This is a genomic window from Mesorhizobium sp. M0615, from assembly GCF_040320805.1.
In the GTDB taxonomy this organism is placed as follows: Bacteria; Pseudomonadota; Alphaproteobacteria; order Rhizobiales; family Rhizobiaceae; genus Mesorhizobium.
Genome location: NZ_JAMYQI010000010.1, coordinates 298,961 through 313,603, shown reverse-complemented (window position 1 = coordinate 313,603; position 14,643 = coordinate 298,961). Strand labels below are relative to the sequence as shown.

Genomic DNA, 14,643 nt, shown 5'->3' with positions numbered 1-14,643 from the left:
CGAGCCCTTTGGCAAGGCTTCGTACATGATGCTAGTGCAATTGGCAGCGCCGCGCCAGAAGCTCGCGGAGACTGCCGGCGCTGGGTGGTGAAAGGGGCTTGAGTTGCATGACCTGAGGCTATGCAACGGCTCTGAATCGGCTTCCGCCAGCGTACCCAGGCCCGCGCATTCGGCGCATGCCATCGTCTGCCCGGGACAGCCGGCCCGATGCGTGCCTTGCGGGCAGCAATGCCCTTTCGACTCGCGCCATTTCAAGCAATCGAAAACCTGCCCGCTGCCGTGACAGCACGGGCATATCATTATTGCCGAATTCATGCCTGCTATGCCCAACCAAATCCGCGTTGCCGCAGATGCTACCCCCGCACCGCAAGTAACAGAGATCGCTACGCTTTCAAGCGTCGCGGCCTGACTTAAATTGGGTGTATTCGGGTACGCGGACTTGCCGAATTTCGCTGATGCCGCCGACCCTCGCGGTCACACGCGATCCGCGCGGCTGCTGCCCGAAATTTTCGATGATGCGGAAGGAAAGTCGTTGCTTGGTACGCCCAAGGGGAATCGAACCCCTGTTCCCGCCGTGAGAGGGCGGTGTCCTGACCGCTAGACGATGGGCGCGTTCAAGAACCGGCGATATAGGCTGACGGTTTGGAAAAAGCAACTGGGCTTCGAACGGCCGGACCGCTTCTGTGCAATCTCGGTTTGCGGACTTAGCGTTTCGGCTCGATCAGATCCCACAGATTGCCGTAGAGATCGGCGAAAACCGCCACGGTGCCGTACGGCTCATGGCGTGGCGTTTCATGGAAATCGACGCCGTTTTCCAGCATCGTCGCATGGTCCCTGGCAAAATCGTCGGTTTCGAGAAACAAAACCACGCGGCCGCCGGTCTGGTCGCCGACGCGGCTTTTCTGCACATCGTCCAACGCTTCCGCCAAAAGCAGCCGGGGGCCTTGCCCGGCCGACGGCGTCACCGTCACCCAGCGTTTGCCGTCACCGAGATCGATGTTGTCGCAGAGCGCAAAGCCAAGCTTGCCGACATACCAGGCAATCGCCTCGTCATAATCGGCGACGACGAGCGTAACGGTTGCTATGCGGCGATGGTCGGCAAACCCGGTCATTGTTTCGGCCCGCTCATTTGTTGCGGATGGCGAAGCGGCCGATGATACGGCGCTCGGCGATGTCGTAGACGAAGATGGTGCGGCTGCCGTCGCTGATCTCGGCGTCGATCGAAATGCGATTGCCCGACAGAGCCTGGCTGATCACCTTGGCTCCGACCGGGAGCACTATGTCGGCCGCGAGCGGCTCGCCGGGCGGAACTGGAATGTCGTTGGCGAGCGGCGGGTTCGCGGGCGGCGCTTTGCGCGATTTGTAGACAATGGCTGCGATCACCACCATAAGGGCCAGCAAAAGCAGGCCGAGATTGATGGCCATGAAACGGATGAGCCTGCCGCGCACCTTTTCGATCTCGGGATCGAGCGGCTTTTCTTCTTCATCGGCAACGGGCCGGGCCATGGCAGAACTTTCCGGAACTTTTTTCGATGAGCGCTCATAGCGAAGAGACCCCTGAATTGATAGAGGCTGGACAATTCATAGAGGCGGCGCCGACCGTGCTCGAAGCCGGCGCGGAAGCGGCCGGCCAGCGCCTCGACCAGTGGCTGGCGAGCGCCCTTGGTCCCGACATGTCGCGCAGCCGGGTGCAGATGCTGATCCGGCAAGGTGCCGTTTCGATCGACGGCAAGCCGGTCGACGAGACCAAGCGCAAGATGAGTGCCGGCGAGCGCGTATCGGTCGTCATGCCCGAGCCGGAACCGGCCGAACCGCAAGGCGAGCCCATCGTGCTCGACGTGCTTTATGAGGACGACGAGCTGATCGTCATCAACAAGCCGGCCGGCCTCGTCGTCCATCCCGGCGCCGGCAACTGGACCGGCACGCTGGTCAATGCCCTGATCCACCACTGCGGCGACAGTCTTTCAGGCATTGGCGGCGTCAGGCGGCCGGGCATCGTCCATCGGCTGGACAAGGAAACCAGCGGCGTCATGGTGGTGGCCAAGACCGACCGCGCCCACAAGGCGCTGTCGGAGGCCTTTGCCGACCACGGCCGCACCGGCGACCTCGAACGTGCTTATTTGGCGCTGGTCTGGGGAATCCCGTCGCGGCCGACCGGAACGGTCGACGCGCCGCTTGGCCGTGCCGCCGACCGCGTGCGCCGCGCCGTCGTGCCGGAAGGCCGTGACGACGCCCGCCACGCCGTGACCCATTTCACCGTCAAGGAGCGTTTCGGCGAGGGCCAGCAGGCGTTCGCCACCGCCAGCCTGGTCGAATGCCGGCTAGAAACCGGCCGCACCCACCAGATCCGCGTCCACATGGCCCATATCGGCCATCCCGTCATCGGTGACCCGGATTACGGCCAGGCCTTCCGCACCAAGGCCAACCGGCTGCCTGAACTGCTGAAGGGTCAGGTCAAGGCGTTTTCCAGGCAAGCTTTGCATGCCTGGCTCCTTGCATTTCGGCACCCGGCTACCCATTTATCGATGAGGTTCGAGGCGCCGATACCGGGGGACATGGAGGAACTCGTCGGCGGCTTTCGCAAACTCTGAACCCGAGCAATTCCAGGAAAAGTGTGAAACGGTTTTCCGTCCGGAATTGCGTCTAAACAAGCCAGCTAAAACCTGAGCGGCATTGTTCACTTCAGCGTGACACACTGTTTCGTGTTGAACAAATGCCTGTCTTTTCCGGTTTTGTTCCTATATAAATCGGTTGTCGCGGGCGAGCCTTTTGGTGCTCGCGTCACATGCCCGCCGCGTTTCGGGGGCATCACTCCAATAGAGAGGGGGCGCAATCATGGCCCAGTCACTACCCAGTATTGTTTCCGGCGAAGGCGGCCTCAGCCGCTACCTGGAAGAAATCCGCCGCTTTCCCATGCTTCAGCCGCAGGAAGAGTACATGCTCGCCAAGCGCTACGCCGAGCATGAAGACACCAGCGCTGCGCACAAGCTCGTCACCAGCCATCTTCGGCTCGTCGCTAAGATCGCCATGGGCTATCGCGGCTACGGCCTGCCGATCGGCGAAGTGATCTCGGAAGGCAATGTCGGCCTGATGCAGGCCGTCAAGAAATTCGAACCCGAGCGTGGCTTCCGCCTCGCGACCTACGCCATGTGGTGGATCAAGGCCTCGATCCAGGAGTACATCCTGCGCTCGTGGAGCCTGGTCAAGATGGGCACGACCGCCAATCAGAAGCGCCTGTTCTTCAACCTGCGCAAGGTGAAGGGCAAGATCCAGGCGCTGGACGATGGCGACCTCAAGCCCGACCAGATCACCGAGATCGCCACCAGGCTGAACGTGTCGGAAGCCGAAGTCGTGTCGATGAACCGCCGCCTGTCGGGCGACGCGTCGCTGAACGCGCCGATCCGCGCCAGCGAAGGTGAATCCGGCGAATGGCAGGACTGGCTGGTCGATGATCACGAAAGCCAGGAAGACATGCTGATCGAGCAGGACGAGCTGGAAAACCGCCGCGGCATGCTGTCGGGCGCTCTGGCCGTGCTCAACGATCGTGAGCGGCGCATCTTCGAGGCCCGCCGCCTCGCCGAGGAGCCGCTGACGCTGGAAGAGCTGTCGTCCGAGTTCGACATCAGCCGCGAGCGCGTGCGCCAGATCGAGGTGCGCGCCTTCGAGAAGGTGCAGGACGCGGTCAAGGCCGCCGCCAAGCGCCAGATGCAGGCGCTGCGCACGATCGAGGCGCAGCCGGCGGCGTAAAGCTGGGTTCGGCTAAGGAACAGAAGGCGGCGTCGGGAAACCGGCGCCGCCTTTTTTTATGTCTTACGCTTACGCTGGCGATTGGCGAAAGCATTCTTGACATCCAATCTCCCCCCTTGCGGGGGAGATGTCCGGCAGGACAGAGGGGGGTGTGAAGGATCGCCAACTTCGGTTTTGGCTACCCTATCGGAATAGACGGCACAGCTACCCGACTGACAGGTCAGCGGGACAGCACCCCCCTCTGCCCTGCCGGGCATCTCCCCCGCAAGGGGGGAGATCGGCAGCTTCGCCAACTGCCCTCTCAAAGCCCATCAAGCGGAAACTTCAGATACCGCCTCCCATTGGCCTCCGGTTCCGGCAGCCGTCCACCATTCATGTTGACCTGCAGCGCATGCAGGATCAGCCGCGGCATCGGCAGTGTCTTGTCGCGCGCTTCGCGCAAGTCGACGAACTCGGCTTCGCTGCGCGCCGCAACGAGGTGGATATTCTTTGCCCTCTGCTCGGCGACCGTGCTCTCCCAGCACGGCTCGCGGCCGCCGGCCTGATAGTCGTGGCCGACGAACACGCGCGTATCGTCCGGCAGCGCCAGAATGCCCTCAATCGAATGCCACAGCCGCGCGGCACTGCCGCCGGGAAAGTCCGTCCTTGCCGAGCCGCTGTCGGGCATGAACAGCGTGTCGTGGACGAAGGCGGCGTCGCCGATGACATAGGTGATCGAGGCGAGCGTGTGGCCGGGCGAGAACAGCACCTTGACCGGCAGGTTGCCGATCATGAACGTTTCGCCTTCCCCAAACAGCCGGTCCCACTGCGAGCCGTCTGCGGGGAAATCCGGCCAGTTGTAGATCGCCTTCCACAGCGCCTGGACTTCGATGATCCTGTCGCCGATCGCCGTCGGCGCGCCGGTCTTTTCCCGGAGATAGTGCGCCGCCGAGAAATGATCGGCATGCGGATGGGTGTCCAGGATCCACTCGAGCTCCAGCCCGTTTTCGCGGATAAAATCCAGCAAGGCGTCGGCATTCTTCGTCGCCGTCGCGCCGGATTTTTCGTCGAAATCGAGGATCGGGTCGATGACGGCGCAGCGTCTCGTCACCGGGTCGGTGACGACATACTGGATGGCGCCGGTCGGCTTGTCGTAGAAGCCGGCGACCTCAGGTTTGGCCGAAGCGATGTCCAATGTCCGGCCCCCCTGCCCCTTGCCCGACAGGAACCGTTTTCTCCGTCGGGTTGAACAAGAGCATGGTCATCTGGCAAAGCGCGCCGGTCAAGCACGCCTTGCCACAAATAGGACTGAAGCCCCAAATAGCTCCGACGGAGACAACCTAGGCTGACGGCTGCTTGGTCTTCCTGAGATAGGGCAGGATCGTCTCGAAAGCGCCAAAACGCTTGACCGCATCTTCGTTCGAAACCGCGGCGGTGATGATCACATCCTCGCCCTGCTTCCAGTTGGCCGGCGTCGCCACCTGGTGCTTGGCGGTCAGCTGCATGGAATCGACCGCGCGCAGGATCTCGTCGAAGTTGCGGCCCGTCGTCATTGGGTAAGTCAGCACCAGCTTGATCTTCTTGTCCGGCCCGACGACATAGACCGAGCGCACCGTGGCGTTGTCGGCCGGCGTGCGGCCTTCCGACGTCTCGCCGGCGCCCGCCGGCAGCATGTCATAAAGCTTGGCCACCTTGAGGTCCTTGTCGCCGATCAGCGGGTAGTTCACCGTCTGGCCGGTCGCCGTCTTGATGTCGGCCTGCCACTTGTCGTGGCTCGCAACGGGATCGACGGAAATGCCGATGACCTTGACGTTGCGCTTCTTGAACTCGCCTTCGAGCCCCGCCATCGTGCCCAGCTCGGTGGTGCAGACCGGGGTGAAATTCTTCGGATGGCTGAACAGGATCGCCCAGCCGTCGCCGATCCAGTCATGAAACTTGATCGGCCCTTGCGTGGTCTCGGCGGTGAAGTCAGGCGCGATGTCGTTGATACGAAGGCTCATGGCATTATTTCCCCAGCAACAGATTTCGTCAGGAGCGGCCGTGGACGGCGTCAACGCTCCGGCATTCCCGCATCTTAGCGCAAAAATCGCGGCTGCAGGACAATAGGAAACTATTATTGGCGACGGAACGAGCACTTTCGTTCTACGGACCGACGTTGGGCCGACAATCTTTCGTTTGTGCGGGGAAGGCTCAGGCCTTGTTGACCGCCAGCGACGTGGCCAGGTCTTCCATGCGCTGGGCGAGCGCGCCGAGCGCGCTGGTCAGCACGGTGTCGTTCTTGTCGGCCTTGGTCAGCGCTTCGTCGCGCGTCTTGCGCAGCGTCTGCACTTCGGTCTCCATGCCCTTGACCCGCTTCTGCAGCTCCGAAAGCTCGTCCATCACCATGATGCCGGCCATCACCGTCAGCCGCTGGTCGCCGATCTCGCCGAACGAATCCTTCAGATGCGAGACATAACGGTCGAACCGCTCGGCGAGGTCGATCAGGTGCTCTTCCTGACCCTCGTCGCAAGCCATGCGATACTGCTTGCCGTCGATGGAAACCGTGACCTGTGCCATGGCCTGCAGCTCCTACCTGTCCAGCACCGCGCGGATGGTTTCCATGGCGGTCACCAAGCGGCGCGACACTTCCTTGTTGGCATCTTCCAGCCGTTCGGCGCGGGCTTCGGAATTGTCGAGTTCCTGCGCCAGCCGTGAACGGTCGGCGTTCATGCGCTGCACCTCAGCCTCGGCTTCGGAATAGTCGCGCTCGTGCTCGAGCTTGGCCGCGACGGCGTTTTCCAGCCCCTCGATGGCCTTGCCCAGCCTGTGGATGACTTCCTTGAGTGTGGTTTCGCCGGTCATGGCCTTCGTCCTGTGCCCTGCCCATCACCGAATCGCTTCGCGTTCAGAACGCGTTAACAAGGAAACATTAGGCACCGGGTGAAGGCAACGTCAACAAAGCTCTCGCGACTGTCCCCCGCTAACGCTAATGTAGGTCGGCCCATAAGGTCTCAAAGCCATCACAAGACCGGCAAATGTGCAGCCGATTTGTTGACTAAAAGCCCGTGGCTGCTATGTGTCGCGCACTCTTTCCTGGGCTCTGCCAAGCCCACAAATCCCCACCCCGGAGGTACCATGACGTCGCGTGAACAACATGACCGGATGGCCAATGCGATCCGTTTTCTCTCCATGGACGCCGTCGAGAAGTCCCAGTCCGGCCATCCCGGCCTGCCCATGGGCTGCGCCGACATCGCCACAGTGCTGTTCACCCGCTTCCTGAAATATGATCCGAAGAACCCCCATTGGCCGGACCGCGACCGCTTCATCCTGTCGGCCGGCCATGGTTCGATGCTGCTCTACTCGCTGCTGCATCTGACCGGTTACGAGGACATGACCCTCGACCAGATCAAGCATTTCCGCCAGCTGGGTTCCAAGACTGCCGGCCATCCCGAATACGGCCATGCCACCGGCATCGAGACGACGACCGGCCCGCTCGGCCAGGGTCTCGCCAATTCGGTCGGCTTCGCGCTCGGCGAGCGCATCATGAACGCCGCCTTCGGCAACGACCTCGTCGACCACTACACCTATGTGCTGGCCGGCGACGGCTGCCTGATGGAAGGTGTTTCCCAGGAAGCCATCGCGCTGGCCGGCCACCTCAAGCTCAACAAGCTGATCGTCTTCTGGGACAACAACAACATCTCGATCGACGGTCCGGTTTCGCTTGCAGACAACACCGACCAGGTCGCCCGCTTCCAGGCCTCGGGCTGGAACGCCAGCCACATTGACGGCACCGACCCCGAGGCGATCGCCTACGCCATCGAAGCCGCCCGCCATTCCGACAAGCCGACGATGATCGCCTGCAAGACGACCATCGGCTTCGGCGCCCCGACCAAGGCCGGCACCAACAAGGCGCACGGCTCGCCGCTCGGCGCCGACGAGATCGCCGGCGCGCGGAAATTCTTCAACTGGGACTCGCCGCCCTTCGAGATCCCGGCCGACATCCTCGACGCCTGGCGCACCGCCGGCAAGGCCGGCGCCAAGCCGCGCACCGACTGGGAGGGCCGGCTCGCCAAGGCCAAGCCCGAGATGAAGGCCGAGTTCGAGCGCCGCCTCGCCGGCAAGCTGCCGTCGAACTTCGATGCCGTCATTGCCGACTACAAGAAGAAGCTGTCGGCCGACAAGCCGAAGGTCGCCACCCGCAAATCGTCGGAAATGGCGCTGGAAGTCATCAACGGCGCCGTGCCCGAGACCATCGGCGGCTCTGCCGACCTGACGAGCTCCAACAACACCAAGACCAGCCAGACCAAGAACATCACGCCGGACGATTACGGCCAGCGCTATGTCCACTACGGCATCCGCGAGCATGGCATGGCGGCCGCCCTCAACGGCCTGACGCTGCATGGCGGCCTCATCGCCTATGGTGGCACCTTCATGTGCTTCTCCGACTATGCCCGTCCGTCGATGCGGCTGGCGTCGCTGATGGGCATCGGCTCGATCTTCGTCATGACCCATGATTCGATCGGTCTGGGCGAAGACGGCCCGACCCACCAGCCGGTCGAGCATCTGGCGGCGCTCCGCGCCATCCCCAACCACAATGTCTTCCGCCCGGCCGACGCGGTGGAAACCGCCGAATGCTGGCAGATTGCCATTGAATCGGAAAAGACCCCGTCCACCCTGGCGCTGACCCGCCAGAACCTGCCGACGGTGCGCACCGAGCACTCGGCCAGGAACCTCAGCAGCCAGGGCGCCTATGAGCTGGCCGCGGCGAGCGGCGAAGCGGCGGTGACGATCTTCGCCACCGGCTCCGAGGTCGAGATCGCGCTCGGCGCCCGCGAACTGCTGGAACAGCATGGCCACCCGACCCGCGTCGTCTCGGTGCCTTGCTTCGAACTGTTCGACCAGCAGAGCGACGCCTACCGCAAGGAGACGATCGGCAACGCGCCGATCAAGATGGCGATCGAGGCTGGCATCCGTCAGGGCTGGGATCACCTGATCGGCTCCGACGGCATCTTCATCGGCATGACCGGCTTTGGCGCTTCCGGCACCATCGAGCAGCTCTACCCGCATTTCGGCATCACCGCCGAAGCCGCGGCCAAGGCGGCGGAAGCCCGCCTGCACGGCCAGTAAGATCAGGGTCAGTCCCGCGCACCAAGGCGGATTCGCGGGGCTGGTCCAACCTAATCGATTTAAATTCGGCCTTCTGCGGCTGGATTCTTGTGCCATCCGCCGCTATGAAGCTGCGGACCCATCTGCCGCCTCCAGCTCCCAGGGAGAGTAAAATGACCGTCAGAGTTGCCATCAACGGATTTGGCCGCATCGGCCGCAACATCCTGCGCGCCATCCATGAATCCGGCCGCAAGGACATCGACGTCGTCGCCGTCAACGACCTCGGCCCGGTCGAGACCAACGCGCATCTGCTGCGCTATGACAGCGTGCACGGCCGCTTCCCGCACGAAGTGTCGGTCTCGGGCGACCAGATCACCGTCGGCAAGGAGACCTTCAAGGTCACCGCGATCAAGGACCCGGCGCAGCTGCCGTGGAAGGAGCTCGGCATCGACATCGCGCTCGAATGCACCGGCATCTTCACCGCCCGCGACAAGGCTGCCGCGCATTTGACCGCCGGCGCCAAGCGCGTCGTCGTCTCCGCGCCTGCCGAAGGTGCTGACCTCACCGTCGTCTACGGCATCAACCACGACAAGCTGACCAAGGACCACATCGTCATTTCGAATGCGTCCTGCACCACCAACTGCCTGGCGCCGCTCGCCGCAGTGCTGCACGAGACCGTCGGCATCGAAATGGGCATGATGACGACGATCCACTCCTACACCGGCGACCAGCCGACGCTGGACACCATGCACAAGGATCTCTACCGCGGCCGCGCGGCTGCCCTGTCGCAGATCCCGACCTCGACCGGTGCGGCCAAGGCGATCGGCCTGGTGCTGCCCGACCTCAAGGGCAAGCTCGACGGCATCTCGATCCGCGTGCCGACCCCCAACGTCTCGGTTGTCGACTTCAAGTTCATCGCCAAGCGCGCCACCACCGTGCAGGAGATAAACGAAGCAGTGATCGCCGCCTCCAACGGCAAGCTGAAGGGCATTCTCGGCGTCACCCATCATCCGAATGTGTCGATCGACTTCAACCACGATCCGCGCTCGTCGATCCTGGCGCTCGACCAGACCAAGGTCATGGACGGCAACTTCGTTTCGGTGCTGTCCTGGTACGACAATGAGTGGGGCTTCTCCAACCGCATGGCCGACACCTCGGTCGCCTTCGGCAAGACCATCGCCTGACCTGAAGGCATCGTCTCGCAGCTTCGAACGCCCGGCTGTGCCCGGGCGTTTTTCGTCAGCGCGCCGGGCAAGGCGCGCCGAGCCGCCAAACGCCGGAAAATCAGCGGCATAAGGCAAAAAGCCATCCTTGCGCCTTGCACCGGCCATGCCTTCGCCCCACTCTCCCGTGAATCGGTAGAAAGAGGAATTCGAGGGGCAAATCACGGATGGAGCATGCGATCTATCTCGTCACGCTGGTCGGCACAGCGCTAGTCGTCGCCGCAGCGTTCTCGAGCCTGATCGCCTTTCGCTTCGGCGCCCCTTTGCTGCTGCTCTTCCTCTGCATCGGCCTCGCCAGCGGCGTCGATGGTCTCGGCATCGAATTCGACAATGCGCGCGTGGCATATTTTGCCGGCTCACTGGCGCTGGCGGTCATCCTGTTCGATTCCGGTTTCGGCACGCCGCTCAACGCGCTGCGCCAAGCGGCCGGACCGGCGCTGTCGCTGGCGACCTTCGGCGTAATCCTGACCACTGGCCTGTTCGGCGCCGCCGCCTATTATCTGCTCGACCTCAGCTGGCTGGAATCCTTCCTTCTGGGAGCTGCCGTCGCCTCGACCGACGCGGCTGCGGTGTTCTTCCTGCTGCGCGCCGGCGAAATCAATCTGCGCGAGCGCGTGCGCGCCACGCTCGAAGTCGAATCCGGCACCAACGACCCCATCGCCATCTTCCTGACCATCACGCTGGTCGAGATCATCGCCGCCCACGCCAATCCCGAGACCCATGTGCTGGTCACCGACCTGATCCTCGGCTTCCTGCTCAATATGGGGCTCGGCGCCGTCGTCGGCGTGCTTGGCGGGCTCGGCATCGTGCGCCTCGTCGACCGGCTCAACCTCGACCATGGCTTGCTGCCGATCTTCGTGCTGACCCTGTCGCTGATGGTGTTCGCCGCGGCCGGCGCCATTGGCGGCTCGGGCTTCCTGGCGGTCTATCTCGCCGGGCTGATTGCCGGCAACTCCGACATCCGCGCCGTCACCATCCTGAAGCGCTTCCAGGACGGCATGTCGTGGCTGGCACAGATCATCATGTTCCTGATCCTCGGCCTGTTCGCGACACCCTCGCAGTTTCCGGCGATCATGGTGCCGGCGGTGCTGCTCGGCCTGTTCCTGATGTTTGTAGCGCGCCCGGTCGCCGTCTGGCTCTGCCTTATCCCGTTCCGCCTGCCGCGTCCCGAGATCGCCTTCGTCTCCTGGGTCGGCCTGCGCGGCGCCGTGTCCATCCTGCTTGCCATCACCCCGCTGCTCGGCGGACTGGAGAACGGCCGCACCATCTTCAACGTCGCCTTCATCATCGTGCTGGTATCGCTGGTGGTGCAGGGCTGGTCGGTCGGTCCGCTGGCGCGCCGGCTCGGCCTGATCGTGCCGGCGAGGCTCGGGCCGCTCGACAAGGTCGAACTCGAACTGCCGGGCTCCGCCCACCACGAACTGCTCGCCTACCGCGTGGCGCCCGGCAGCCCGGTGGCGCGCGGCGAGCGTATCCCGCGCTGGGCACGGCCCTCGTTGGTGCTGCGCGACGGCCGCTCGATGCGTTTCCAGGACATGGGCCGGCTCGCGGCCGGCGACCAGGTTTATATCTTCGTGCCCGACCGCTATCCGCGCCTGCTTGACAAGCTGTTTGCCAGCCGCGCCGTAGTCGACCCCGAGGATGCCGACTTCTTCGGCGCCTTCGCCGTCGATCCCGCCCGCTCGGCCGCAGAGCTCGAGGCCGCATACACACCGGGATTGAGCGAAGCCGAGCAGAAGCTCACCGTCGGCGCGCTGGTGACGGCAAGGCTCGGCGGCCATGCCGAATATGCCGACCGGGTGCTGATCGGCCCGATCGAATTGATCGTCCGCGACGTCGACGACAAGGGCAAGATCACCGGTCTCGGCCTCTCCTTCGAGCCGACCGCGCCGGTGGCGCGGGTTCCGGTGTTCCTGAGCGCCGGCGAGATCGGCGATCGTGTCTCCGCCTTCATCCGCAACTGGCGCAAGCCGACCGAGAGGCAGACTGCAGAGGCGACAGCCAATGAGAAGGCCCTTGAGCCGACGGCGGAAAAGATAACGACAGAAGGCTGACAAGCGATCGGTTCACGCTGACGTCCCGCATCATCACGACAGCCTTCGCCTTGATCTCAAAATTTAGCTCGCACCCCGGCTCAAGCCTTGCATCGTCATCGATGCGAGGTATGGTCCCGGCGATTTTCCACGGAAAGGAACCCGCATGGCCGCCTTCAAGACACTCGACGATATCGGCAATATCAGCGGCAAGCGCGTGCTGGTGCGCGTCGACCTCAACGTTCCCGTCGCCGATGGCAAGGTCACCGACGCCACCCGAATCGAACGCATCGCACCGACCATCGCCGAACTGTCCGGCAAGGGCGCCAAGGTCATTCTGCTCGCGCATTTCGGCCGCCCGAAGGATGGTCCCTCGCCCGAATTCTCGCTGGAGCCGATCGCCAAGGCTGCCGCGGAGGTGCTTGGCCGCCCGGTCGGCTTTGCCGGCGATTGCGTCGGCGACACGGCGGGCAGTGCGGTCGCCGCCATGAACAAGGGCGATGTGCTGCTGCTGGAAAACACCCGCTTCCACAAGACCGAGGAGAAGAACGACCCTGATTTCACAGAGCGGCTCGCCGCTAATGGCGATATCTTCGTCAATGATGCCTTCTCCGCCGCCCACCGGGCGCACTCCTCGACCGAAGGCCTGGCGCGGCTGTTGCCGTCCTATGCCGGCCGCACCATGCAGGCCGAGCTCGAGGCGCTGGAGAAGGGGCTCGGCAATCCGGTCCGCCCTGTCGTCGCCATTGTCGGCGGCGCCAAGGTGTCGACCAAGATCGACTTGTTGATGAACCTGGTGAAGAAGGTCGACGCGCTGGTGATCGGCGGCGGCATGGCCAACACTTTTCTCGCCGCGCGTGGCACCGCTGTCGGCAAGTCGCTGTGCGAGCATGACCTTGCCGCGACCGCCAAGCAGATCATGATCGAGGCCGCCGAAGCCGGCTGCGCCATCATCCTGCCTGTCGACGGTGTCGTCGCCAAGGAATTCAAGGCGGGTGCGGCCAGCGAGACCGTTGCCATTACGGATGTCCCGGCTGACGGCATGATCCTCGATGTCGGCGAAAAGACCGTGAAGACGATCGGTGAATGGATCGACCGCGCCGCGACGCTGGTCTGGAACGGCCCGCTCGGCGCCTTCGAGATCGAGCCTTTCGACCACGCCACGGTGGCGGCGGCCAGGCACGCGGCGGCCCGCACCAGGGCCGGCAAGCTGGTCTCGGTCGCCGGTGGCGGCGACACGGTGGCCGCCCTCAACCATGCCGGCGTCGCCGACGACTTCACCTATGTCTCGACCGCCGGTGGCGCTTTCCTGGAATGGATGGAAGGCAAGCCGCTGCCCGGCGTCGACGTCCTGAAGAAGCAGGCCTGATCGGGACGAGGGCGTCAAACGAGGCGCTGGAAACTTTCAATCGATTCGAGCTTTCCGATGCCATTCCTTTGGCGGTAGACTTCCCTTAAGCGCGGAACAACACCGTCAAGGAGAAGCAAAAATGAGCGAACGTCTCGAAGACATTGCCGCCGCAATGGTGGCCGGCGGCAAGGGCCTGCTGGCCGCCGATGAGAGCTCCGGCACCATCAAGAAGCGCTTCGACGTCATCGGCGTCGAATCGACCGCCGACAGCCGCCGCGACTACCGCGAGATGATGTTCCGCGCCAAGGACGCGATGACGAAGTACATCTCCGGCGTCATTCTCTACGACGAGACCATCCGTCAGAAGGCTGCCGACGGCACGCCTCTGGTCGACATCATCAAGGCGGCGGGCGCCATCCCCGGCATCAAGGTCGATGCCGGCGCCAAGCCGCTCGCCGGCTTTCCCGGCGATACCGTTACCGAAGGCCTCGACGGCTTGCGCGAGCGGCTCGCAGATTATTACAAGCTCGGCGCCCGCTTCGCCAAATGGCGCGCGGTGATCGACATCGACACCGGCAAGGGCGTGCCCTCGGTCAATTCGATTGCCTCCAACGCCCATGCGCTGGCCCGCTATGCCGCACTGTGCCAGGAGGCCGGCATCGTGCCGATCGTCGAGCCGGAAGTGCTGATGGACGGCGCGCACGACATCGACACCTGCTACGACATCTCGAAGGCAACGCTGATCAAGCTCTATGACGAGCTGCATGCGGCGCGCGTTTTGCTGGGAGGCACCATCCTGAAGCCGAACATGGTGCTGGCCGGCAGGAAGTCGGGCAAGGTGAGCAGCCCCGAAGAGGTCGCGGAAAAGACCATAAAACTGTTCCGCGAAACCGTACCGGCAGCGGTGCCGGGCATCGCCTTCCTTTCGGGCGGGCAGTCGGACGAGGAGGCTACCGCCAACCTCAACGCCATCAACGCCATCGGCCCGCATCCGTGGAAGCTGACCTTCTCCTATGGCCGCGCCTTGCAGGCCGCCCCGCAAAAGGCCTGGAGCGGCAAGGCATCGAACGTCGCCGCCGGCCAGGCCGCCTTCACCCATCGTGCCCACATGAACCATCTGGCGGCGCTGGGACAATGGACGGCGAGCCTCGAACAGGCCGCCTGAGCGCAGTCCTCCCGTTGTCATACAACCCGGGCCGATGCGCCCGGGTTTGTTTATGCAAAG

At 63.8% G+C, this 14,643-nt stretch carries 13 protein-coding genes and 1 tRNA gene; 7 read left to right on the top strand and 7 right to left on the bottom strand.

What is annotated here, in order from left to right; genetic code table 11:
- Positions 1-537: 537 nt before the first annotated feature.
- The 3 genes from NKI46_RS20050 to NKI46_RS20040 form a co-directional block, all read right to left on the bottom strand.
- Positions 538-612, bottom strand: a tRNA-Glu gene (locus NKI46_RS20050).
- A gap of 92 nt (positions 613-704) precedes the next feature.
- Positions 705-1,112: a VOC family protein gene (locus NKI46_RS20045; protein WP_023693672.1), complete on the bottom strand. Its 408-nt coding sequence runs from the start codon at positions 1,110-1,112 to the stop codon at positions 705-707.
- A 13-nt stretch (positions 1,113-1,125) separates the two neighbouring features.
- Positions 1,126-1,506 carry a hypothetical protein gene (locus NKI46_RS20040; RefSeq protein WP_023701325.1) on the bottom strand — a complete coding sequence of 127 codons (381 nt, stop codon included), beginning with the start codon at positions 1,504-1,506 and terminating at the stop codon, positions 1,126-1,128.
- 26 nt (positions 1,507-1,532) lie between these two features.
- Here NKI46_RS20040 and NKI46_RS20035 point away from each other — a divergent pair, with 26 nt between their 5' ends.
- Together NKI46_RS20035 and rpoH are read left to right on the top strand one after the other, a co-directional pair.
- Entirely contained in the window at positions 1,533-2,591 is a 1,059-nt protein-coding gene (locus NKI46_RS20035) for an RluA family pseudouridine synthase (protein WP_352747538.1), read from the top strand.
- A gap of 244 nt (positions 2,592-2,835) precedes the next feature.
- Positions 2,836-3,747: an RNA polymerase sigma factor RpoH gene (gene rpoH / locus NKI46_RS20030; protein WP_023670124.1), complete on the top strand. Its 912-nt coding sequence runs from the start codon at positions 2,836-2,838 to the stop codon at positions 3,745-3,747.
- Between the two features lie 301 nt (positions 3,748-4,048).
- On the opposite strand, the gene NKI46_RS20025 is transcribed toward rpoH, so the two are convergent.
- The 4 genes from NKI46_RS20025 to NKI46_RS20010 form a co-directional block, all read right to left on the bottom strand.
- Positions 4,049-4,921: an MBL fold metallo-hydrolase gene (locus NKI46_RS20025; RefSeq protein ID WP_023818423.1), complete on the bottom strand. Its 873-nt coding sequence runs from the start codon at positions 4,919-4,921 to the stop codon at positions 4,049-4,051.
- A 145-nt stretch (positions 4,922-5,066) separates the two neighbouring features.
- On the bottom strand, positions 5,067-5,726 hold the full coding sequence (locus NKI46_RS20020; protein ID WP_023727298.1) for a peroxiredoxin: 660 nt from the start codon (positions 5,724-5,726) through the stop codon (positions 5,067-5,069).
- 190 nt (positions 5,727-5,916) lie between these two features.
- Positions 5,917-6,282: a cell division protein ZapA gene (locus NKI46_RS20015; protein ID WP_023670127.1), complete on the bottom strand. Its 366-nt coding sequence runs from the start codon at positions 6,280-6,282 to the stop codon at positions 5,917-5,919.
- A 12-nt stretch (positions 6,283-6,294) separates the two neighbouring features.
- On the bottom strand, positions 6,295-6,567 hold the full coding sequence (locus tag NKI46_RS20010) for a DUF4164 domain-containing protein (protein WP_023670128.1): 273 nt from the start codon (positions 6,565-6,567) through the stop codon (positions 6,295-6,297).
- A gap of 273 nt (positions 6,568-6,840) precedes the next feature.
- Here NKI46_RS20010 and tkt point away from each other — a divergent pair, with 273 nt between their 5' ends.
- The 5 genes from tkt (at position 6,841) to NKI46_RS19985 (ending at position 14,583) form a co-directional block, all read left to right on the top strand.
- Positions 6,841-8,832, top strand: a complete 1,992-nt coding sequence (tkt, locus tag NKI46_RS20005) for a transketolase (protein WP_352747535.1) — start codon at positions 6,841-6,843, stop codon at positions 8,830-8,832.
- Positions 8,833-8,984: 152 nt separating this feature from the next.
- Positions 8,985-9,995: a type I glyceraldehyde-3-phosphate dehydrogenase gene (gene gap / locus NKI46_RS20000; protein WP_352747532.1), complete on the top strand. Its 1,011-nt coding sequence runs from the start codon at positions 8,985-8,987 to the stop codon at positions 9,993-9,995.
- A 206-nt stretch (positions 9,996-10,201) separates the two neighbouring features.
- Positions 10,202-12,088 carry a potassium/proton antiporter gene (locus NKI46_RS19995; RefSeq protein WP_023737392.1) on the top strand — a complete coding sequence of 629 codons (1,887 nt, stop codon included), beginning with the start codon at positions 10,202-10,204 and terminating at the stop codon, positions 12,086-12,088.
- A gap of 145 nt (positions 12,089-12,233) precedes the next feature.
- Positions 12,234-13,436: a phosphoglycerate kinase gene (locus tag NKI46_RS19990; protein ID WP_023706283.1), complete on the top strand. Its 1,203-nt coding sequence runs from the start codon at positions 12,234-12,236 to the stop codon at positions 13,434-13,436.
- A 121-nt stretch (positions 13,437-13,557) separates the two neighbouring features.
- Entirely contained in the window at positions 13,558-14,583 is a 1,026-nt protein-coding gene (locus tag NKI46_RS19985) for a class I fructose-bisphosphate aldolase (protein ID WP_023708586.1), read from the top strand.
- The last annotated feature ends 60 nt before the right edge of the window (positions 14,584-14,643 follow it).

What these genes read in the sequence shown, in the direction of transcription:
- rpoH (WP_023670124.1), top strand. Translation starts at nt 2,836, where the DNA reads ATGGCCCAGTCACTACCCAGTATTGTTTCCGGCGAAGGCGGCCTCAGC.
- NKI46_RS20045 (WP_023693672.1), bottom strand. Translation starts at nt 1,112, where the DNA reads ATGACCGGGTTTGCCGACCATCGCCGCATAGCAACCGTTACGCTCGTC.
- NKI46_RS19995 (WP_023737392.1), top strand. Translation starts at nt 10,202, where the DNA reads ATGGAGCATGCGATCTATCTCGTCACGCTGGTCGGCACAGCGCTAGTC.
- NKI46_RS20040 (WP_023701325.1), bottom strand. Translation starts at nt 1,506, where the DNA reads ATGGCCCGGCCCGTTGCCGATGAAGAAGAAAAGCCGCTCGATCCCGAG.
- tkt (WP_352747535.1), top strand. Translation starts at nt 6,841, where the DNA reads ATGACGTCGCGTGAACAACATGACCGGATGGCCAATGCGATCCGTTTT.
- gap (WP_352747532.1), top strand. Translation starts at nt 8,985, where the DNA reads ATGACCGTCAGAGTTGCCATCAACGGATTTGGCCGCATCGGCCGCAAC.
- NKI46_RS20010 (WP_023670128.1), bottom strand. Translation starts at nt 6,567, where the DNA reads ATGACCGGCGAAACCACACTCAAGGAAGTCATCCACAGGCTGGGCAAG.
- NKI46_RS20035 (WP_352747538.1), top strand. Translation starts at nt 1,533, where the DNA reads ATGAGCGCTCATAGCGAAGAGACCCCTGAATTGATAGAGGCTGGACAA.
- NKI46_RS20020 (WP_023727298.1), bottom strand. Translation starts at nt 5,726, where the DNA reads ATGAGCCTTCGTATCAACGACATCGCGCCTGACTTCACCGCCGAGACC.
- NKI46_RS19990 (WP_023706283.1), top strand. Translation starts at nt 12,234, where the DNA reads ATGGCCGCCTTCAAGACACTCGACGATATCGGCAATATCAGCGGCAAG.
- NKI46_RS19985 (WP_023708586.1), top strand. Translation starts at nt 13,558, where the DNA reads ATGAGCGAACGTCTCGAAGACATTGCCGCCGCAATGGTGGCCGGCGGC.
- NKI46_RS20015 (WP_023670127.1), bottom strand. Translation starts at nt 6,282, where the DNA reads ATGGCACAGGTCACGGTTTCCATCGACGGCAAGCAGTATCGCATGGCT.